This window comes from Mycobacterium sp. NPDC050551 (assembly GCF_040674075.1).
GTDB lineage: Bacteria > Actinomycetota > Actinomycetes > Mycobacteriales > Mycobacteriaceae > Mycobacterium.
Genome location: NZ_JBFARC010000004.1, coordinates 81955 through 101635 on the forward strand (window position 1 = coordinate 81955; position 19681 = coordinate 101635).

The 19681-nt window shown below is 70.3% G+C and carries 18 protein-coding genes; 13 read left to right on the plus strand and 5 right to left on the minus strand.

All coding sequences use genetic code 11. The annotated features are described in order from the left end of the window. Positions 1 to 13: 13 nt before the first annotated feature. Entirely contained in the window at positions 14 to 868 is an 855-nt protein-coding gene (locus tag AB0K11_RS16810; protein ID WP_364978802.1) for a GNAT family N-acetyltransferase, read from the plus strand. Positions 869 to 916: 48 nt separating this feature from the next. Beyond that, positions 917 to 1579, plus strand: a complete 663-nt coding sequence (locus tag AB0K11_RS16815; protein WP_364978805.1) for a GNAT family N-acetyltransferase — start codon at positions 917 to 919, stop codon at positions 1577 to 1579. A 1-nt stretch (position 1580) separates the two neighbouring features. Here the strand turns inward: AB0K11_RS16815 and AB0K11_RS16820 are convergent, their stop codons facing one another. After that, positions 1581 to 2465 (minus strand): cyclopropane mycolic acid synthase family methyltransferase, encoded by an 885-nt coding sequence (locus AB0K11_RS16820; RefSeq protein WP_364978808.1) that lies wholly within the window; start codon positions 2463 to 2465, stop codon positions 1581 to 1583. A 158-nt stretch (positions 2466 to 2623) separates the two neighbouring features. On the opposite strand from AB0K11_RS16820, the gene AB0K11_RS16825 reads away from it, so the two are divergent. Both AB0K11_RS16825 and AB0K11_RS16830 read left to right on the plus strand, forming a co-directional pair. Next, on the plus strand, positions 2624 to 4444 hold the full coding sequence (locus AB0K11_RS16825; RefSeq protein ID WP_364978811.1) for a penicillin-binding transpeptidase domain-containing protein: 1821 nt from the start codon (positions 2624 to 2626) through the stop codon (positions 4442 to 4444). Positions 4445 to 4474: 30 nt separating this feature from the next. Next, the gene (locus tag AB0K11_RS16830) at positions 4475 to 5062 is read left to right on the plus strand and encodes a DUF1707 domain-containing protein (protein WP_364978814.1); all 588 of its coding nucleotides are present in this window, start codon (positions 4475 to 4477) and stop codon (positions 5060 to 5062) included. Position 5063: 1 nt separating this feature from the next. Here the strand turns inward: AB0K11_RS16830 and AB0K11_RS16835 are convergent, their stop codons facing one another. Further along, positions 5064 to 5450 carry a PaaI family thioesterase gene (locus AB0K11_RS16835; RefSeq protein WP_364980389.1) on the minus strand — a complete coding sequence of 129 codons (387 nt, stop codon included), beginning with the start codon at positions 5448 to 5450 and terminating at the stop codon, positions 5064 to 5066. 97 nt (positions 5451 to 5547) lie between these two features. On the opposite strand from AB0K11_RS16835, the gene map reads away from it, so the two are divergent. From map to AB0K11_RS16855, 4 genes are all read left to right on the plus strand, one after another. Then, positions 5548 to 6405, plus strand: coding sequence for a type I methionyl aminopeptidase (gene map, locus AB0K11_RS16840; protein WP_364978817.1), 858 nt, complete (start codon positions 5548 to 5550; stop codon positions 6403 to 6405). A 25-nt stretch (positions 6406 to 6430) separates the two neighbouring features. After that, complete coding sequence (locus AB0K11_RS16845; RefSeq protein WP_364978820.1) at positions 6431 to 7936, plus strand: cobyric acid synthase; 1506 nt, start codon at positions 6431 to 6433, stop codon at positions 7934 to 7936. A gap of 19 nt (positions 7937 to 7955) precedes the next feature. Then, positions 7956 to 8615: a hypothetical protein gene (locus tag AB0K11_RS16850; protein WP_364978823.1), complete on the plus strand. Its 660-nt coding sequence runs from the start codon at positions 7956 to 7958 to the stop codon at positions 8613 to 8615. Between the two features lie 61 nt (positions 8616 to 8676). Further along, positions 8677 to 9240 carry an alpha/beta hydrolase gene (locus tag AB0K11_RS16855; protein ID WP_364978826.1) on the plus strand — a complete coding sequence of 188 codons (564 nt, stop codon included), beginning with the start codon at positions 8677 to 8679 and terminating at the stop codon, positions 9238 to 9240. Between the two features lie 4 nt (positions 9241 to 9244). Here AB0K11_RS16855 and ngg read toward each other — a convergent pair whose 3' ends face one another. From ngg to AB0K11_RS16870, 3 genes are all read right to left on the minus strand, one after another. Further along, a complete protein-coding gene (gene ngg / locus AB0K11_RS16860; protein ID WP_364980392.1) occupies positions 9245 to 10969 on the minus strand; it encodes an N-acetylglutaminylglutamine synthetase in 1725 nt (574 codons plus the stop codon). A 53-nt stretch (positions 10970 to 11022) separates the two neighbouring features. After that, positions 11023 to 12828, minus strand: a complete 1806-nt coding sequence (locus AB0K11_RS16865) for an N-acetylglutaminylglutamine amidotransferase (RefSeq protein WP_364978829.1) — start codon at positions 12826 to 12828, stop codon at positions 11023 to 11025. 66 nt (positions 12829 to 12894) lie between these two features. Then, positions 12895 to 14436 carry an amino acid permease gene (locus AB0K11_RS16870; protein WP_364978832.1) on the minus strand — a complete coding sequence of 514 codons (1542 nt, stop codon included), beginning with the start codon at positions 14434 to 14436 and terminating at the stop codon, positions 12895 to 12897. A 190-nt stretch (positions 14437 to 14626) separates the two neighbouring features. On the opposite strand from AB0K11_RS16870, the gene AB0K11_RS16875 reads away from it, so the two are divergent. Genes AB0K11_RS16875 through AB0K11_RS16895 form a run of 5 tightly spaced genes read left to right on the plus strand, consistent with a single transcriptional unit; the run spans position 14627 to position 19659 of the window. Beyond that, positions 14627 to 15994, plus strand: coding sequence for a glutamine synthetase family protein (locus tag AB0K11_RS16875; protein WP_364978835.1), 1368 nt, complete (start codon positions 14627 to 14629; stop codon positions 15992 to 15994). A 34-nt stretch (positions 15995 to 16028) separates the two neighbouring features. After that, positions 16029 to 16766, plus strand: a complete 738-nt coding sequence (locus AB0K11_RS16880; RefSeq protein WP_364978838.1) for a gamma-glutamyl-gamma-aminobutyrate hydrolase family protein — start codon at positions 16029 to 16031, stop codon at positions 16764 to 16766. Then, positions 16747 to 18117 (plus strand): aldehyde dehydrogenase family protein, encoded by a 1371-nt coding sequence (locus AB0K11_RS16885; protein WP_364978841.1) that lies wholly within the window; start codon positions 16747 to 16749, stop codon positions 18115 to 18117. Before AB0K11_RS16880 ends, AB0K11_RS16885 begins: the two co-directional genes overlap by 20 nt. Positions 18118 to 18143: 26 nt before the next feature. Beyond that, positions 18144 to 18917 carry a 3-oxoacyl-ACP reductase gene (locus AB0K11_RS16890; protein ID WP_364978844.1) on the plus strand — a complete coding sequence of 258 codons (774 nt, stop codon included), beginning with the start codon at positions 18144 to 18146 and terminating at the stop codon, positions 18915 to 18917. Positions 18918 to 18927: 10 nt separating this feature from the next. Then, entirely contained in the window at positions 18928 to 19659 is a 732-nt protein-coding gene (locus AB0K11_RS16895) for a GntR family transcriptional regulator (RefSeq protein WP_364978847.1), read from the plus strand. The last annotated feature ends 22 nt before the right edge of the window (positions 19660 to 19681 follow it).

Genomic DNA, 19681 nt, shown 5'->3' on the forward strand with positions numbered 1-19681 from the left:
AGAAAGACGCGCGATGTCGGCACCGCCGCTGTTCCGCCATGTCGACGAGCGACGGGTGTCGGTGGTGCGGGACGCCGCCACGGTCCTCGAGGTGCTCGACCGTGATCCGATCGGGTCCTGCATGGTCGCGGCCCGGGTGGCCGACCACGGCGTCGACCCCGGTGCCATCGGTGGTGAGCTGTGGACCCGCCGGGGCGCCGCCGAGTCGCTCTGTTACGCCGGTCCGAACCTGATCCCGCTGCGCGGTGAGATCGACGACCTGAACGCGTTCGCCGACCAGGCGATGAGCACGGCTCGGCGCTGTTCGTCGCTGGTGGGCCGGGCCGGTCTGGTGCTGCCGATGTGGCGCCGCCTCGAGACGGCCTGGGGGCCTGCGCGTGACGTGCGCGAGCACCAGCCGCTGATGGCGTTGCACTCCGCGCCGCAATGCTCGATCGACTCGGCGGTGCGGCCGGCCCGCATGGAGGAACTCGACGCGTACCTCGCCGCGGCCATCGACATGTTCATCGGCGAGGTCGGCGTCGACCCGCGGATGGGTGACAACGGCCGCGGTTACCGGCGCCGGGTGGCCGGTCTGATCGCCGCAGGCCGTGCGTGGGCGCGGTTCGAGCGCGGCGAGGTGGTGTTCAAGGCCGAGGTCGGATCGCAGTCACCGACTGTCGGCCAGATCCAGGGTGTGTGGGTGCACCCGGAATGGCGCGGCCGTGGGCTGGGTACCACCGGGACCGCGGCACTGTCGGCGGCAGTGCTGCGCAGCGGGCGGATTGCCAGCCTCTACGTCAACAGCTTCAACACCGTCGCGCGGGCGACGTACGCGCGCATCGGATTTGAACAGGTCGGCACCTTCGCGACGGTTCTGCTCGACTGATCGCCGCCCGGTTCCCCGGGAGCGGGCCGCAGCCCTTAGGCTGCCGTCATGACCGAATCCGACCCCAAGGTCGCCCGCCGCGAGATCGCCGACACCCTGGTGCGGGCGCTCGACCACAGGCACGAGGTGCTCGACGCGATCGTCGACTCCGAGGACCATGACGCCGCGATCGAGGCGGTCGCATCGCTGCTGAAGACTTCGGCCGCCAGTGCCGAGGCAGTGCTGGGACTGTCCTTCGACCGGCTCACCAAGGTGTCCCGGCGGCGCATCGCCGCCGAGTTGGAGGACCTCAACAACCAGCTGAGCTTCACCAGGGGCGAGTCCGCGTCCTCGTCGCCGGACTCGCTGGCACTGCGGGCCTTCGATGCGACTGCCGACGGCGACATCTTCGCCGCCCGCACCGCCGACGTCGGTGCGGCGGGCGACGGTTCCGGGGGACCCGCAGGCGATCTGGATGACGAGATTTCCGCGGCCGTGGCGCGGGTCGCCGCCGAGGAGGCGGCGTGGCTGGTGGCGGTCGACGGCTCCGACAAGGTCGGGATGGTGTTCGGCGAGCTGGCCGGCGGCGAGGTCAACGTGCGGGTCTGGATCCACCCGCAGTTCCGCAAACGCGGCTACGGCACCGCGGCACTGCGCAAGTCCCGGTCGGAGATGGCGGCGTTCTTCCCGGCGGTCCCGCTGGTGGTGCGCACCCCGGCCCCCGGGTCGTGAGTCAGGCCGTCGCGGCCTTGGTCAGGGTGTACTGGCGGACGTCGACGTGGCGCCAACGAAACCGGTCGGCACAGCCGGTGAGATACCGGATGTAGGTCTGGTAGGTGTCCTCCGAGGCGATGCGTACCGCGTCGTCATGGCGGGCGGTCAGTGTCTCCGCCCAGATGTCCAGCGTGCGGGCGTAATGCGGCTGCAACGACTGGACGTTGCGCACCGCGAAGCCGGCCGCCTCGGCGTAGGAGGGGATGCTCTGCGGTAGCGGCAGCTCACCGCCGGGGAAGATCTCCCGGCCGAGGAAGGCCCAGAAGTCGACGTCTTCACGGGTGATCTTGCGGCCCATCCGAAAGATGTCGCGGCCCATGGTGACGATGGAGTGCAGCATCATCCGGCCGTCGCCGGGCAGGACGTCGTACGCCCGCTCGAAGAACATCGGGTAGCGGGCGTACTTGAAGTGTTCGAACGCGCCGATCGACACGATGCGGTCCACCGGATCGTGGAACTCCTCCCATCCTTGCAACCGCACCTCGGCGTGTCTGCCTGAGTCGGTGTTCGGCCGGGAAGCCAGCAGCCCCTGCACATGCTGGTACTGGTTTTCGCTCAGCGTCAGCCCGATGACATTGACGTCGTAACGCTCCAACGCCCGCAGCATCGTGGCGCCCCACCCGCAACCGATGTCGAGCAGCGTCATCCCGCGCCGCAGATCACATTTGCCCAGCGACAGGTCGATCTTCGCCAGCTGCGCCTGTTCCAGCGTGAGGTCCGGGGGCTCGAAGTACGCGCAGCTGTAGGTTTGCGTGGGATCCAGGAAGAGCCGGAAGAAGTCGTCGGACAGGTCGTAGTGGTGCTGTACGTCGCCGAAATTCGGGGACGGATCGGTGTCGGCCATCGTCGATCACGGTATGCCCAGCACCGCTTACCGTCACCACCGGGCGCTTCGCCGGAATGCGGTGGATCGGCTCCGGCGGAGGGCCGGGGCGATTGTCACGGCCGGGTCTCGGTGCGCCTCCCCGACATGCGGTGCCAAAGTTCTTAACATCTGCCCCAATGGCAACTCGAACCTCAGCAGTATCACGGGTGTCCGCATTGGCCGCCCTGGTGATGGTTGCGGCGGCGGCGTCGCTGAGCGCCTGTACCCCCCGCCCCAACGGTCCCGAACCGACGGCCGAGGAGTTCTTCGCGGCGCTGGGCCGCGGCGACACCGGTGCCGCCGCCGAACTGGCCGACCGGCCCGACGAGGCGCGCGCCGACCTGAACGAGGCGTGGGCCGGTCTGCAGGCCACCACGCTGGACGCCCAGATCCTCAGCGCCCGCTACGCCGAGGACACCGGAAGCGTGACCTACCGCTACACCTGGCACCTGCCCAAGGACCGCACCTGGACCTACGACGGCCGGCTGAACATGGTCCGCGACGAGGGCCGCTGGCAGGTGCGGTGGAGCGCCACCGGACTGCATCCGCGGCTCGGCGAGAACCAGACGCTCGCGCTGCGCGCCGACGCCCCGCCGCGGGCCGCAGTCAACGAACGGGGCGGCAGCGACGTGCTGGTGCCCGGCCAGCTCTACAGCTATGCCCTCGACGCGGGAGCCGCAGGCGGGGCGCTGATGCCCGCCGCGCGCGCCGCGGCCGACGCGCTGCGGCAGTTCGACCCGACGATGGACGCCCAGCGGCTGGCCGAGGTGGCCAGCTCGTCGCCGGGGCCGCTGAGCCTGATCACGCTGCGCCAGTCCGACCACGACCGGGTGGCGGGGGCGCTCGGCGCAGTGCCCGGCGTCGTCGTCACCCCGCAGGCCGCGATGCTGCCGACCGACGACAGCTTCGCCCCCGCAATCGTCGAGGAGGTGCGCAAGGCCGTCGTCGACGAACTCGACGGGCAGGCCGGCTGGCGCGTGGTCAGCGTCAACCACAACGGCGTGGACGTCGACGTGCTCAACGAAGTGGCGGGCAACCCCTCGCCGTCGGTGACCATCAGCCTGGACCGGGCCGTGCAGAACGCGGCGCAGAACGCGGTCGAGTTCACCGGCAAGAAGGCGATGATCGTGGCCATCAAGCCGTCCACCGGCGAGATCCTGGCCGTCGCACAGAACGCCGCCGCCGACGCCGACGGGCCGATCGCCACCATGGGCCTCTACCCGCCCGGCTCGACCTTCAAGATCGTCACCGCGGGCGCGGCGATCGACCGGGCCATGGCGACCCCCAACACGCTGCTGGGCTGCCCCGGCAAGATGGACATCGGCCACCGCACCGTGCCCAACTACGGCGGTTTCGACCTGGGCACCGTCCCGATGTCGCGGGCCTTCGCCAGTTCCTGCAACACCACCTTCGCCGAACTGGCCAGCCGGATGCCGCCGCGCGGGCTGACCACCGCCGCCGCCCAGTACGGCATCGGGCCGGACTACGAAATCGAGGGCATCACCACGGTGTCCGGGTCGGTGCCGCCGACGGTCAACCTGGCCGAACGCACAGAGGACGGCTTCGGCCAGGGCAAGGTGCTGGTCAGCCCGTTCGGCATGGCGATGGCCGCCGCCACCGTCGCGGCCGGACGCACGCCGGTGCCCCGGCTCATCGAGGGCCGCGAGACCGTCATCAACGGCGAACGCACGCCCATCTCGCCGGCGATGGTCGACGGCCTGCGCCCGATGATGCGGCTGGTGGTGACCAACGGCACCGCCGAGGACCTGCAGGGCGTCGGCGACGTCCGCGGCAAGACCGGTGAGGCCGAGTTCGCCGGCGGCTCGCACTCGTGGTTCGCCGGCTACCGCGGTGACATGGCGTTCGCCGCGCTGATCGTCGGCGGCGGCAGCTCGGAGTACGCGGTGCGGATGCTGCGCGGCATGCTCGACGGTCTGCCGCCGGACTATCTGGCCTGACGTCCCGGCGACGGTAAATTGGGACAGGACATGACCAGTCCCAACGGTGAACCCATCGCACTGCGCATCTCGGACGCCGACCGCAACGGCACCCTGCGCCGGCTGCACAACGCCGTCGCGATGGGCCTGATCGACATCGGCGAGTTCGAGGAGCGCTCCGCGCGGGTGTCGCAGGCCCGGCTGCGGCCCGACCTGGACACGCTCGTCGACGACCTGCCCGGGCCGGGCGCCATCGTCACCTCGGCCACCGACCGGGTCGAACTGCGTGGCGTGTTCGGATCCCTGAAACGGCAGGGCGAGTGGATCGTCCCGACCCGGTTGGCGCTGCACCGCCGGATGGGCTCGATCAACCTCGACCTGACCCGGGCCCGCTTCGCCGGCCCGATGGTGGTCATCGAACTCGACCTGCGCGCCGGCGGGCTCGAACTGCGCCTGCCCGACGGCGCCAGCGCCTCGATCGACGACGTCGAGGTGATCGTCGGCAGCGCCACCGACCACCGCAAGGACGCCCCGGCCGAGGGCAGGCCGCACGTCGTGCTCACCGGCAAGGTGGTGTTCGGCTCGGTGGACATCCGCGGCCCGCGCACCGGGTGGCGGTGGCGGCGCGGCGAGCGCTGACCTATCTGCGGTCGAGCACCGCGAAGCTCAGCGTGGCCCGCGCGGCCAGCCGGTCACGGCCGACGTCGGAGACGTCGACGGCGGTGACGATCATCCGCCTGCCCGCCCGCACGATGGTCGCCTCGGCGCGCGCCGGGCCGGCCACGACGGGCGCCAGGAAGTGCACGGTCATGTCCGCGGTGGTGACGTCCTGATCGGCCGAGACCTGCCTGCCGGCGAGCCGCCCCCCGGCGATGTCGATCAGCGTCGCCACCAGCCCGCCCTGCAGCGCGCCGCGGACGTTGGCGAGGTCGGGCCGGTTGTCCATCTCCAGGATGAGCAACTCGTCGGCCACCACGACGTCCCGCAGCCCCAGCTGTCCGAGCAGGTGGTCGGGCGTGGTCACCATCGGCCGCGTCGTGAGGTTCGACTCGTCGAGCATGGCTGACAAGATAGCAGCACTCTCCAAAACGGAGATCGACGTTCTCCTGGCTATCCTGGGTGTCATGCCTGTCCGCACCGCGCTTCGACCCGGTGAGCTGTCTCCGACGCTGCCGGTGCCCAAATCGATCGCCCGCCCCGAGTACGCCTGGCGGCCGACGGTGAACGAGGGCAGCGAGCCCTGGGTGCAGACCCCCGAGGTGATCGAGAAGATGCGCGTCGCCGGACGGATCGCGGCGGGCGCGCTGGCCGAGGCGGGCAAGGCCGTCGCACCCGGCGTCACCACCGACGAGCTCGACCGGATCGCCCACGAGTACATGGTCGACCAGGGCGCCTACCCGTCCACCTTGGGCTACAAGGGATTTCCGAAGTCCTGCTGCACCTCGCTGAACGAGATCATCTGCCACGGCATCCCGGATTCGACCGTCGTACAGGACGGGGACATCGTCAACATCGACGTCACCGCCTACATCGACGGCGTGCACGGCGACACCAATGCGACCTTCCTGGCCGGCGACGTCGCCGAGGAGCACCGCCTGCTCGTCGAGCGCACCCACGAGGCGACGATGCGGGCCATCAAGGCGGTCAAGCCGGGCCGTCAACTCTCGGTCGTCGGCCGGGTGATCGAGTCGTACGCGAACCGGTTCGGCTACAACGTGGTTCGCGACTTCACCGGCCACGGCATCGGCACCACCTTCCACAACGGTCTGGTGGTGCTGCACTACGACCAGCCGTCGGTGGACACCGTGCTCGAGCCCGGGATGACGTTCACCATCGAACCGATGATCAACCTCGGCGGCCTGGACTACGAGATCTGGGACGACGGCTGGACCGTCGCCACCCGGGACAAGAAGTGGACCGCGCAGTTCGAGCACACCCTGGTGGTCACCGACGGCGGCGCCGAGATCCTCACCCAGCTGTGAGAATCGCACTGAGCGCACGTTCGGCGTGCTGAAGGGTGCGCTGCTGGTCGCCGGCACCACCAGCGACGCAGGCAAGTCGATGGTCGTCGCCGGGCTGTGCCGGCTATTGGCCCGCCGGGGCGTGCGAGTGGCGCCGTTCAAGGCGCAGAACATGTCCAACAACTCGGCGGTCACCATCGAGGGCGGCGAGATCGGCCGGGCGCAGGCGGTGCAAGCCCGCGCCGCAGGACTGGCGCCCAGCATCCGGTTCAACCCCGTACTCCTCAAGCCCGGCAGCGACCGCACGTCGCAACTGGTGGTGCGCGGCCGGGTCGCCGGGTCGGTGGCCGCCGCGGACTACATCGCCCACCGCGACCGGCTCGCCGCGCTGATCGCCGACGAACTCGCCTCGCTGCGCGAGGAATTCGACGTCGTGCTGTGCGAGGGCGCCGGCTCCCCGGCCGAGATCAACCTGCGCGCCACCGACCTGTCCAACATGGGGCTGGCCCGCGCCGGCCGGCTGCCCGTCGTCGTGGTCGGCGACATCGACCGGGGCGGGGTGCTGGCCCACTTCCACGGCACGGTCGCGGTGCTCGACCCGCAGGATCAGGCGCTGATCGCCGGATTCGTGGTCAACAAGTTCCGCGGCGACCCGGCACTGCTGGCGCCCGGGCTGGACCGGCTGACCGAGCTGACCGGCAGACCCACCTACGGCGTGCTGCCCTACAGCGACGAGATCTGGCTGGACACCGAGGATTCGGTGTCGGTGCTGACCGGGCGAGTGGTCGGGCGGCCGATGCCGCCGCGCGGCGCCCAGCCGCTGACCGTCGCCGCGGTCCGGCTGCCGCGCATCTCGAACTCCACCGACGTCGAGGCGCTGGCCTGCGAGCCCGGGGTGCTGGTGCGCTGGGTCAGCGAGCCCGCCGACCTGGCCGACGCGGACGTCGTGGTGCTGCCGGGCAGCAAGGCCACGGTCGCCGACCTGACATGGCTGCGCGAGCGGGGCCTGGCGGAGGCGATCGGCGGATATGCCCGCGCGGGCAGGCCGGTGCTCGGGATCTGCGGCGGCTTCCAGATGCTGTGCCGCCACATCGACGACGCGGTGGAGTCGCGGGCCGGACGGGTCGACGGCCTGGCCCTGCTCGACGCCGACATCGTGTTCGCGGCCGACAAGACGCTGCGCCACCGCGACGCCCCGCTGCGGGGTTACGAGATCCACCACGGCCAGGTGGCCGACAGCTCCGCCGACGAGTGGACGGACGCCGGCACCGGCGAGGCGGTCGGGCTGCGCCGCGACGGTGTCTACGGCACCCACTGGCACGGACTGCTCGACAACGACGCCTTCCGCAGGCGCTGGCTCACCGAGGTGGCCGCAGCGGCGGGCCGGCCGGGCTTCGTCGTCGCCGACGACACCGACGTCTCCGCGCGGCGCGACGCCCAACTCGACGTGATGGCCGACCTGCTGGCCGCGCACCTCGACGTGGACGCCGTCTGCGACCTCGTCGCGCACGGCCCACCGCCGCGCCCGACGCTCGTCACCACGCGCGCCTGAGCTCGCCTACCCTGGCCTCATGGTCGGCCGGTGGGGGGCGCTGCTCGCGGCGGCGTGCGCGCTCACCGGATGCGCCACCACCGTCACCGGGACACCCACCTGGCCGGGCGCCCGGCTGGAGCGGGCGCTGCTGACCGCCGCGGACTTCCCGGCCGGCGTGCAGTACGACCGGATCGTCGACGGGACCGGCGAACCCGGTGCCCGCAGCGGCCCGCCGGCGATGCTGTCCGACCCGCCCGGTTGCTCGGACGGGCTCACCAGGGTGATCGCCGGATCGGGTGAGCGCGGCCCCGGGAGTGCGGCCGAGTACGTGGTCGCCTGGGACGGCGTGCGCATCGTGATGACCGTGCTGACGTGGCCGCTGGACGTCGAGCAGCTCGCCGCGACCGCCGACCGGTGCGCGAAATTCGAGACGTTCTTCGACCCGGCCACCCCCGGCATCCCGATGACCACCACACGGCTGCCTGCACCTCGCTCCGAAGCGCTGGTGTACCAACAGACGATGACGCTCGCCGGCGTTGACAACAGTGTCTATTTCAGCTTCGAGAACGTCGGCACGATGGCCGTCTTCGGCATCGCGTTCCCGACGCAAAATCCGGACATCACCGTCAAAGGCACGCTGCCGCAGACGTTTCTGGACACCGCGGATCGACAGGCGCAACGCGCTGCGGCACAGTGAAAGTCGGGTCAAGAACGTAATTCCGCCCGGGCGACCCGGCTTCTCCCTGTAGCGTGGCCGGATGCTCTCATCCATGGTCACCGTCGACGGGTTCTCCGTCCCGGTGGACGTGGCGGGCCCGGAGAAGGGCTCGACCGTGGTGGTCCTCGGGGCGGCCAATCATTCTCCCGCGAGCTACGACGCGGTCTGCGCGCGCCTGCACACCGCGTCGCTGCGCACCGTCATCATCGGCCCCGATCCGCGGCTGACCCCCAAGGCGGTGGTCGGCATCCTCGACGCACTCGACGTGCGCTGGGCGTTGCTGGTGGGGGACAAGGTGGGTGGCGAGCTGGCGTGGGAGCTGGCGGCCACCAGGCTCGACCGGTTCATCGGGCTGGTCGTCATCGACCGGGGGCATCCCCGGGTCGCCGACCTGTCCGGAGTGGTCCGCGACGAGGACTGCCCGCCGGTCGAGATGAACACCACGGCGCTGGTGAGCACCCCCGCCTCGCGAGCCGTGGCGAATGCCAGCCAGCGCTACGTGTACGGCGAGTTCCGGCTGGTCGAGCTGCTCGGCCGGCGCAACGCGCAGGACGCCACGGCGCAGGTCGCCGCCGAGATCGTGCTGCGCACCAGCACCTGGTGACCTGCTAGGCCGTTGTCTCGTCCGGAGTCCAGGCCTGCGGCAGTCCCGGCTGGTTCGGGAACAGGAAATCGATGAAAGCCGCTGCGGTGGGCTGAGGTTCGTGATTCGCCAGCCCCGGCCGCTCGTTGGCCTCGATGAACACGTATTCCATGTCGGTGACGTCGGGCACCAGGAGGTCGATGCCGGTCACCGGGATGCCGAGTGCTTCGGCGGCGGTGACCGCCACCCGGCACAGCTCGGGGTTGACCTCGGCGGTGACGTCGTGGATGGTGCCGCCCTGATGGAGGTTGGCGGTACGGCGCACCCGCAGCCGCTCGCCCTCGGGCAGCACGTCGTCGAAGGTCCAGCCGGCCTCGCGGACGGTGGACTCGGTGACCTCGTCGATCGGGATGCGCGACTCGCCCCCGGTCGCGGCGGCCCGCCGCCTGCTCTGCGTCTCGATCAGTTCGCCGATGGTGTGCTTGCCCGTGCCGACGACTTCCGCGGGCTTGCGCAGGGCGGCCGCGACCACCTTTCCGTCGATCACCACCAGGCGCAGGTCGTCGCCGGTGGCGCGCTGTTCGATCAGCACCTCGGGGTGCTGCTCGCGGGCCCGCACCAGGGCGGCGTCGAGTTCCTCGGGGCCGTCGACACCGACGGTGATGCCCTTGCCCTGCTCGCCGCGGGTGGGCTTGACCACGACGTCGCCGACCTCGGTGAGGAACGCGTGGTCCTCGGCGTCGAAGGTGGCGAGCCGGCCCTTGGGCACCTTGATGCCCGCCTCGGACACGATGCGCCGGGTCTGGCGCTTGTCGTCGCACCGGCTCATCGCCACCGCGGAGGTGAACTCCGAGAGCGACTCACGGGTGATCACGCTGCGCCCGCCGTGCGAGAGCCGCATCTCACCGGCGCCTGCGTCGAGCACCTCCACCCAGATGCCGCGCCGCATCGCCTCGTCGGCGATGATCCGCGCGTAGGGGTTGAGGTCGTCGACCGTCTCCGGAGGGTGGGTGAACAGCGGTTCGTTGATCGCGTTCTTGCGCTTGACCGCCAGCACCGGCACCCGCTGGAAGCCCAGCTTCTCGTACAGGGCGATCGCCGCGGCGTTGTCGTGGGCCACCGACAGGTCCATGTAGGCGCGGCCGCGGTCCCGGTACGTCGCCGCCAGCACCCGGGTGAGCGCCGCGCCAACGCCGGGAAGGCTGGTGGTGGGGTCGACCGCCAGCGTCCACAGGCTCGACCCGTCCTCGGGGTCGTCGAAAAGCAGTTCGTGGTCGACGCCGGTGACGGTGCCGATCACCGATCCGTCGTCGTCGCGGACCGCCACCAGGTAGTCGACAGCGTCGACGTCGCGGTGGTTGGCCCAGATGACGTCGACGGGTGCGGGCACCATGCCGCAGCGCACGTACACCCGGTTCATCGCGTCGGCCTCGGCGGCGTCGGCGAGCGGTCGCACCGTGAACCCGAGGGGATCGGCGTCGGGCACCTCGCGCTCGGCGAAGCGCAACCGGTAGGTGTGACTCGGGTCGATGAAGAGCTCCGAGGGCGACCGCGCGACGAGGACGTGTGACTCCCTGGCGTAGATGCAGATGTCGCGACGCCCCGGCCCCTCCTGCTGCAGGGCCTGCGCCAGCCGTTCCGGGTCGGCGAAGGTCTGTCCGAAGATCAAACGGCCCCAGCCGAGTTCGAGAACGACGTCGTCGGCCATCGCGTCGACGAGATGCTGCGGCGACGCGTCGTGCAGACCCATGGTGATGGCCTCGGTGTGATCACCGGCGGACACCACATGTGGATCTGTGTCGGTCACGCCGCGGCCCCGTTGATGCCGTGCCGTTGCAGCCACAGTTCGAGCAGCCCGATCTGCCACAGCTCGTTGCCGCGCAGCGGTGTCAGCCTGCCGTTGGGGTCGGCCAGCAGCCGTTCGACGGCCTCCGGGCGGAACAGGCCGCGCTCCTTGGCCTCCGGCGCGTAGAGCGCGTCGCGCACCAGGTCGAGGTAGGGGCCCTCGAGGTGGGTCAGCGCCGGCACCGGGAAGTAGCCCTTGGGTCGGTCGATCACGTCGGCCGGGATCACCCTGCGGGCCGCCTGCTTGAGCACACCCTTGCCGCCGTGGGCGATCTTGTACTCCGGCGGACAGGTAGCCGCCAGCTCGACGAGCTCGTGATCCAGGAACGGCACGCGGCCCTCCAGACCCCACGCCATGGTCATGTTGTCCACCCGCTTGACCGGGTCGTCGACCAGCATGACGGTGGTGTCCAGGCGCAGCGCCCGGTCGACGCCGGACTCCGCGCCCGGCATGCCGAAGTGTTCGGCGACGAACCGCAGGCTCGGGTCGCCGTCGGCGAAGAAGCCGGGGGTGACCAGGCCGCCGACCCCGGCGGTGTCGCGGTCGAAGAAGGCGCCGCGGTAGGTCTGCACCGCACCGTCGAGGCCGCTCGCCGCGGGCTCACCCATCGGCGGGTACCAGTGGTAACCGGCGAACACCTCATCGGCGCCCTGGCCGGACTGCACCACCTTGACGTGCTTGGCCACTTCCTGGCTGAGCAGGTAGAACGCCACGCAGTCGTGGCTGACCATCGGCTCGCTCATCGCTCCGATCGCACCGTCGAGCGCAGGCAGCATGCGCTCGGTGCCGATCCGGATCTGATGGTGGTCGGTGGCGAACCGTTCGGCGACGATGTCGGAGTACTTGAACTCGTCGCCGGCCACGCCGCCCACCGACTCGAAGCCGATCGAGAACGTCTGCAACCCATGCTGGCCGGCCTCGGCGAGCAGCCCGACGATCAAACTGGAGTCCACACCGCCGGACAGTAGGCAGCCGACCGGCACGTCGGCCACCAGCCTGCGCTCGACGGCCAGCCGCAGCGACGCGAGGACGGCGTCCTCCCAGTCCTGCTCCGACCAGTCCGCACGGTCGTCCTGGCGGCTGAAGTCGGGGGACCAGTACGTGGTGGTGGTCCGGCGGCCGTCGGGCTCGATCGCGATCAGCGAGGCAGGCGGCACCTTCTTGACGCCCCGCAGGATGGTCAGCGGCGGCGGCACCACCGAATGGAACGTGAGGTAGTGGTGCAGCGCGACCGGATCGATGTGGGTGTCGACGCCGCCGCCGGCCACCAGGGCGGGCAGCGACGAGGCGAACCGGATGCGGTGTGCGTCCTCGGTGATGTAGAGCGGTTTGATGCCCAGCCGGTCACGGCCCAGCAGCACCCGGCCGGACTCGCGCTCGACGATCGCGAACGCGAACATGCCCTTGAGGTGGTCGACGAACCGGTCACCCCAGCGGTGGTAGGCCTTCAGCATCACCTCGGTGTCGCTGGTGGAGAAGAACCGGTAGCCGTGGTCGGACAGCTCGCGGCGCAGCTCGGGGTAGTTGTAGATGCAGCCGTTCCAGGCGATCGCCAGGCCGAGGTCCGAGTCGACCATGGGCTGTCCGCCGGCCTCGGTGAGGTCGATGATCTTCAGGCGACGGTGACCCAATGCGACCCTGCCCGCTGACCAGGCGCCCGCGCCGTCCGGGCCGCGCGGCGACATCGCCTCGGCCATCTTCGACACGGCGGCCAAGTCAGGGGTTCGGCCGTCGAGGCGTACCTCGCCGGTGGCTCCACACACGCAGGTGACATTACCCGCAGGGCGGAAAAATTAACGGGTGAGCGACCCGGCGTGACCCAGATCGCATCAGTCGGTGTGGCCCTTGAGGATCTCGTCCTCGATGGTCCCGCCCAGGCCCTCGGCCTCCGGGTCGAAGCCGTGCAGGCCGCCCGTCACGGCGTACTCCTCCTCCGGGGACAGCACCAGGCGGTGCCGGCCGTAGAGGCCGAACACCAGCAGGCCGATGACGTAGAAGACGACGATCGCGATCACCGCGGGCCGGTAGGTCGGGTTGACCAGCACGCCGACGAACGTGACCGCGGCGATCACCAGTGCGACGATCGCGCCCGCCCGGCCCGTCGGGCTCACCCACGGCCGCCGCGCGTTGGGGAACTTGCGCCGCAGCAGCAGGAAGGACACCATCTGCAGGCCGTAGGCCAGCACCGCGCCCCACACCGCGATGTTGAGCACGACGTCGCCTGCGCCCTCGTTCAGGTTCACCACGACGAGGGCGATGTAGCCGATGACGGCGCCCGCCAGCAGCGCGACGTACGGCGTCTGGCGGGACCCGGTGAGCGACAACGTCTTCGGGTAGTAGCCGGCCCGGCTCAGCGAGTACATGTTGCGGCCGTAGGCGTACATGATGCCCTGCAGGCTGGCCAGCAGGCCGATCAGCGCGAACGCCGATAGCACCGCGGCCAGGTTGGCGGGCAGGAACGCCCGGAAGCCGTCGAGCAGCGGTTCATCGGACGCGCCGAGCGCCGATGAGCCGGTGACGGCGGGGTTGAGGAAAAACACGATGGCCCCGCAGCCGACGAGGGTGATCATGCCCCAGATCCCCGCCTTGGGGATGTCGCGCGCGGGGTCGTGGGCCTCCTCGGCGGCCAGCGGCAACTCCTCGATGCCGAGGAAGAACCACATCGCGAACGGCAGTGCGTAGAGGACGGCGATCCAGCCCATCGGCAGGAAGGTGCTGGCGCCTGCGGCGTCGGTGGGCGCGATGTCGAACAGCTTGCCGAAGTCCACGGCGCCGTTGATCACCGCGAGGACGCCGAACAGCACCAGGATGCCGATCGAGATGACGGCGACCACGAGGGCGAACTTGAACGACAGTGCGGCGCCCCAGGAGTTCAGCGCGATGAAGATCGCGTACAGGATGATCCACCACACCCAGGCGGGCATGGACAGCCCGAACAGGTCGTCGGTCACCGCGTTGGCGTAGCTGGCGGAGAAGAACACCACCACAGCCGTGGTGAACACGTACTCGATCGTCTCGGCGAAGCCGGTGACGAAGCCGCCCCACGGCCCCATCGCCGCGCGGGCGAAGGAGTAGGCGCCGCCGGTGTGCGGCATGGCCGCCGACATCTCACCGATGGAGAACAACATCCCGAAGTACATGACGACGATGACGACCGAGGCGATCGCCAGGCCGCCCCAGCCGGCCTCGCCGATGCCGTAGTTCCAGCCGGAGAAGTCGCCGGAGATGACCGCGGCGATGCCGATGCCCCAGATCCCCCAGAAGCCTGCGGTCCGCTTGAGTTGCCGCTTCTCGAAGTACCCCTCGCCGGCCTGGCTGTAGGTGACCCCGGAGGACTTCATGGTGTCCTCGGACCTCTTCGGTTCGGCCATGCGCATGCGCTCCTTCATCGGCGTGACGGCGTTCGCCGCTCGAAAGAATAGGTGTGCAATGGTCTGATGTCCTACCTTTGGGAGTGACGTTCCTGTAAACATGCAGGCGTGTGAACGGTGGCTGTGCGCTTCAATGGTTGAATCTGGCGGTCTGAGTCAGCCGATCGGATGTCCTCGAGGAAGGTCCCCCATGAGCCCGAACCCCGGCATGCTGTCCCAGGCGGAACTCGAGCAGTCGGTCGCCGACGGCGACATCGACACCGTGATCGTGGCGTTCTGCGACATGCAGGGCCGGCTCACCGGCAAACGGCTGTCGGCGCGCCTGTTCGTCGAGGACGCCGCCGCCCACGGCGCCGAGTGCTGCAACTACCTGCTCGCCGTCGACGTCGACAACAACACCGTCGACGGCTACGCGATCTCCAGCTGGGAGACCGGCTACGGGGACATGGTGATGACGCCGGACTTTTCGACACTGCGGCTGCTGCCCTGGCTGCCTGGCACCGCACTGGTGATGGCCGACCTCTCGTGGACCGACGGCAATCCGGTGATCCAGGCGCCGCGCAGCATCCTCAACGCCCAGATCGACCGGCTCGCGGACATGGGGCTGGTGCCCTACGCCGCGACCGAACTCGAGTTCATGGTGTTCGACACCGGATTCCGCGACGCGTGGAGCGCGGGCTACCGCAACCTGCGGCCGGCCACCGACTACAACATCGACTACGCGATGCTCGCCTCGACGCGGATGGAGCCGCTGCTGCGCGACATCCGCCGCGGCATGGAGGGCGCCGGGATGTACTGCGAGGGCGTCAAGGGCGAGTGCAACCTCGGCCAGCAGGAGATCGGCTTCCGCTACGACCACGCCCGGACCACGTGTGACAACCACACGATCTACAAGAACGGCGCCAAGGAGATCGCCGACCAGCACGGCAAGAGCCTGACCTTCATGGCGAAGTTCGACGAGCGCGAGGGCAACAGCTGTCACATCCACATCTCGCTGCGCGGCGAGGACGGCGCGTCGGTGTTCGCCGACGACGGTGACCCGCTCGGCATGTCGCCGATGTTCCGCAGCTTCATCGCTGGCCAGTTGGCCACGATGCGTGAGCTGACGCTGTTCTACGCACCGAACATCAACTCCTACAAGCGGTTCGCCGAGGGTAGCTTCGCCCCGACCGCGATCGCGTGGGGCATCGACAACCGCACCTGCCCGTTGCGGGTGGTCGGCCACGGCGCAGGCATGCGGATGGAGTGCCGGGCGCCGGGCGGCGACGTCAACCAGTACCTCGCGGTGTCGGCGCTGATCGCCGGCGGCCTTTACGGCATCGAGAACGAGCTCGAACTGCCGGAACCGTTGGAGGGCAACGCCTACACCAGCGGGGCCGAGCGGCTGCCCACCACGCTGGCCGAGGCCGCGGCGCTGTTCGACGGGTCGAAGGTGGCGCGTGACGCGTTCGGCGACGAGGTGGTGGACCACTACCTCAACAACGCCCGCGTCGAACTCGCCGCGTTCGACGCCGCGGTCACCGACTGGGAGCGGGTGCGTGGTTTTGAGCGGCTCTGACCCCGCCGGACGCACTGTGGCCCCCGTCCTCGGCATGACCACCTACCTGCAGCAGGCGCAGACCGGGGTGTGGGACGTGCAGGCGAGCTTCCTGCCCGCCATCTACTTCCAGGGCGTCAACCTCGCCGGCGGGGTGGCCGTCCTGCTGCCGCCGCAGCCCACCGACGCAGGCGCCGCCGACCGGGTGCTCGACGGCCTGGACGGGCTGATCCTGACCGGCGGCAAGGACGTCGATCCCGCCCGCTACGGGCAGCGGCCCCATCCGCTCACCGACGAGCCCGACCGCGCCCGCGACGCCTGGGAATTCGCCCTGGTCGACGGCGCGATGCGGCGGGGCATGCCCGTGCTCGGCATCTGTCGCGGCGCCCAGGTGCTCAACGTGGCCCTCGGCGGAAGCCTGATCCAGCACCTGCCCGACGTCATCGGCCACACCCATCACCAGAAGGGCAACGCGGTGTTCGGCACATCGGCCGTGTGGACCGAACCGGGCACCCGGCTGACGGACCTGATCGGGAAGACCTCGGACGCGCAGTGTTACCACCACCAGGCCATCGACCGCCTCGGCGAGGGCCTGATCGTCAGCGCCCGCGACGACGACGGGGTGATCGAGGCGGTGGAGCTGGATCGCACCGCCCACCCGGACGCGTGGGTGGTCGCCGTGCAGTGGCATCCCGAGGAACGACTCGACGATCTGCGGTTGTTCGCCGGTGTGGTGGCCGCCGCGGCCGCACATGCGAAGGAAGGGAACACCTTTGAGCACCAGCACCAGTGACGTCGTCAACCCGGCCACCGAAGAGGTGCTGCGCTCGGTCGAACTCCTCGACGTCGCCGGTGTGGACGAGGCCGTCGCGCGGGCGGTCACCGCGCAGCGGGTGTGGGCCCGGCAGGCGCCTGGCGAGCGGGCGGCGGCGCTGCGGTCCTTCGCGGCCGCAGTGGACGCTCACGTGCCGGAGCTCGCCGCGCTCGAGGTCGCCAACTCCGGGCACCCGATCGGCAATGCCACCTGGGAGGCCGGCCACGTCAGGGACGTGCTGCAGTTCTACTCCGCATCGCCGGAACGACTGTCCGGCAAGCAGATTCCCGTCGCCGGTGGACTGGATGTGACATTCAACGAGCCGCTCGGCGTGGTGGGGGTGATCACGCCGTGGAACTTCCCGATGACCATCGCGGCGTGGGGGTTCGCACCCGCGCTGGCGGCGGGGAACGCCGTGGTGCTCAAGCCGGCCGAGTGGACGCCGCTCACCTCCATCCGGCTCGGTGAGCTCGCGCTGGAGGCGGGCCTGCCGGACGGCCTGTTCCAGGTGCTGCCCGGCAAGGGCTCGGTGGTGGGCGAGCGGTTCGTCACCCACCCGGACGTGCGCAAGATCGTGTTCACCGGGTCCACCGAGGTCGGCACCCGTGTGATGGCGGGGGCCGCCGCGCAGGTCAAGCGCGTCACGCTGGAACTGGGCGGCAAGAGCGCCAACATCGTCTTCGACGACTGCGACCTGGAGAAGGCCGCGGCCACCGCGCCGTACGGCGTGTTCGACAACGCCGGCCAGGACTGCTGTGCGCGCAGCCGGATCCTGGTGCAGCGCAACGTGTACGACCGGTTCATGGAGCTGCTGGAGCCGGCCGTCAAGGGCCTGGTGGTCGGCGACCCCCGGGCCGAGGACACCGAGATGGGGCCGCTGGTCTCGCGGGCACACCGGGATTCGGTCGCCGCCTACGTGCCCGACGACGCACCGGTGGCATTCCGCGGGGCCGCACCGTCGGGGCCCGGCTGGTGGTTCCCGCCCACAGTGCTCACCCCGCAGCGCGAGGACCGCACCGTGCGCGAGGAGATCTTCGGGCCGGTGGTCACCGTGCTGCCGTTCGACGACGAGGCCGACGCGATCACGCTGGCCAACGACACGCCCTACGGGCTGTCGGGGTCGATCTGGACCGACAACCTGTCCCGCGCGCTGCGGGTCTCCCGCGCGGTGGAATCGGGGAACCTGTCGGTGAACTCGCACTCCTCGGTGCGCTACACCACCCCGTTCGGCGGGTTCAAGCAGTCGGGACTCGGCCGCGAGCTCGGACCCGATGCGCCGCTGTCGTTCACCGAGACCAAGAACGTCTTCATCGCCGTCGACCAGGCGTGAAGAGAAGCCGAAGAGGAGAGAGCCGAATGGACCTGACCCAGCGACTGGCCGGCAAGGTCGCCGTGATCACCGGCGGCGCCAGCGGCATCGGGCTGGCGAGCGCCAAGCGGATGAAGGCCGAGGGCGCCACGATCGTGATCGGTGACATCGACCCGGCCGCGGGCAAGTCCGTCGCCGACGACCTGAACGGCACCTTCGTCACCGTCGACGTCTCCGACCAGGCCGCGGTCGACGCGCTGTTCGACACCGCCGCCGAGACCCACGGCTCGGTGGACATCGCGTTCAACAACGCCGGGATCAGCCCGCCCGAGGACGACCTGATCGAGAACACCGGCATCGACGCGTGGCAGCGGGTGCAGGACATCAACCTCAAGTCGGTGTTCTTCTGCTGCAAGGCAGCACTGCGGCACATGGTCCCCGCGCAGAAGGGGTCGATCATCAACACCGCGTCGTTCGTGGCGGTGATGGGGTCGGCGACGTCGCAGATCTCCTACACCGCCTCCAAGGGTGGCGTGCTGGCCATCTCGCGGGAGCTCGGCGTCCAGTACGCCCGGCAGGGCATCCGGGTCAACGCGCTGTGCCCGGGGCCGGTGAACACCCCGCTGCTGCAGGAACTCTTCGCCAAGGACCCCGAGCGGGCGGCGCGGCGGCTGGTGCACGTGCCGGTGGGCCGGTTCGCCGAGCCGGAGGAACTCGCCGCGGCGGTGGCGTTTCTCGCCAGCGACGACGCCTCGTTCATCACCGCGTCGAGCTTCCTGGTCGACGGCGGCATCAGCGGCCACTACGTCACCCCGCTGTAAGCCACCCGCGATGACGGCCGACCCGGACGTGCCGGTTCCCCCGGAGGCAGGCGATGCCCTGCTGCGGCCGGTGCGGCTGGGAAACGCCTTCGAGGACACCGTCGGCCGGCTGCTGCAGATGATCCGGCTCGGGGTGGTCGCACCGGGGGAGTCGCTGCCGCCCGAGCGTGAGCTGGCGGCGCGGCTCGGGGTCAGCCGCGACACCGTGCGCGAGGCGATCCGGTCACTGGCCGACGCCGGCTATCTGGTGGCGCGGCGCGGCCGCTACGGCGGTACCTTCCTGGCCGACGAACTGCCCAGGCACACCGGTGAACAGGCCGGTGCCAGCCGCGCGGAGATCGACGATGCACTGCGGCTGCGGGAGATCCTCGAGGTGGGCGCCGCCCGGATGGCGGCGCACCGCACGCTGACCGCCGCCGAGCGGGAGGGCCTGTGGTCGAGGCTGGCCGACGTGCGGGGTGCGGCGCCCGATGACTACCGGCGGCTCGACTCGCGGCTGCACCTCGCGATCGCCGAGGCTGCCGGCTCGCCGTCGCTGGTGCCGCTGGTGGCCGAGAACAGGATGCGGCTCAACGCGATGCTGGACCGGATCCCGCTGCTGGCTCGCAACATCGCCCACTCCGACGAACAGCACGAGGCCATCGTGATCGCGATCCTGGCCGGGGACGCCGACGGCGCGGCCGACGCCATGTGCGTCCACGTCGCCGGCTCGGCCACGCTGCTGCACGGCTTCCTCGACTGACGCAGGCGGCGCTCACCGGGGC

Excerpts from the sequence above, each read along its gene's own strand:
- AB0K11_RS16810 (WP_364978802.1), top strand. The coding sequence starts at position 14 with ATGTCGGCACCGCCGCTGTTCCGCCATGTCGACGAGCGACGGGTGTCG.
- AB0K11_RS16815 (WP_364978805.1), top strand. The coding sequence starts at position 917 with ATGACCGAATCCGACCCCAAGGTCGCCCGCCGCGAGATCGCCGACACC.
- AB0K11_RS16820 (WP_364978808.1), bottom strand. The coding sequence starts at position 2,465 with ATGGCCGACACCGATCCGTCCCCGAATTTCGGCGACGTACAGCACCAC.
- AB0K11_RS16825 (WP_364978811.1), top strand. The coding sequence starts at position 2,624 with ATGGCAACTCGAACCTCAGCAGTATCACGGGTGTCCGCATTGGCCGCC.
- AB0K11_RS16830 (WP_364978814.1), top strand. The coding sequence starts at position 4,475 with ATGACCAGTCCCAACGGTGAACCCATCGCACTGCGCATCTCGGACGCC.
- AB0K11_RS16835 (WP_364980389.1), bottom strand. The coding sequence starts at position 5,450 with ATGGTGACCACGCCCGACCACCTGCTCGGACAGCTGGGGCTGCGGGAC.
- map (WP_364978817.1), top strand. The coding sequence starts at position 5,548 with ATGCCTGTCCGCACCGCGCTTCGACCCGGTGAGCTGTCTCCGACGCTG.
- AB0K11_RS16850 (WP_364978823.1), top strand. The coding sequence starts at position 7,956 with ATGGTCGGCCGGTGGGGGGCGCTGCTCGCGGCGGCGTGCGCGCTCACC.
- AB0K11_RS16855 (WP_364978826.1), top strand. The coding sequence starts at position 8,677 with ATGCTCTCATCCATGGTCACCGTCGACGGGTTCTCCGTCCCGGTGGAC.
- ngg (WP_364980392.1), bottom strand. The coding sequence starts at position 10,969 with ATGGGTCTGCACGACGCGTCGCCGCAGCATCTCGTCGACGCGATGGCC.
- AB0K11_RS16870 (WP_364978832.1), bottom strand. The coding sequence starts at position 14,436 with ATGGCCGAACCGAAGAGGTCCGAGGACACCATGAAGTCCTCCGGGGTC.
- AB0K11_RS16875 (WP_364978835.1), top strand. The coding sequence starts at position 14,627 with ATGAGCCCGAACCCCGGCATGCTGTCCCAGGCGGAACTCGAGCAGTCG.
- AB0K11_RS16880 (WP_364978838.1), top strand. The coding sequence starts at position 16,029 with ATGACCACCTACCTGCAGCAGGCGCAGACCGGGGTGTGGGACGTGCAG.
- AB0K11_RS16890 (WP_364978844.1), top strand. The coding sequence starts at position 18,144 with ATGGACCTGACCCAGCGACTGGCCGGCAAGGTCGCCGTGATCACCGGC.
- AB0K11_RS16895 (WP_364978847.1), top strand. The coding sequence starts at position 18,928 with ATGACGGCCGACCCGGACGTGCCGGTTCCCCCGGAGGCAGGCGATGCC.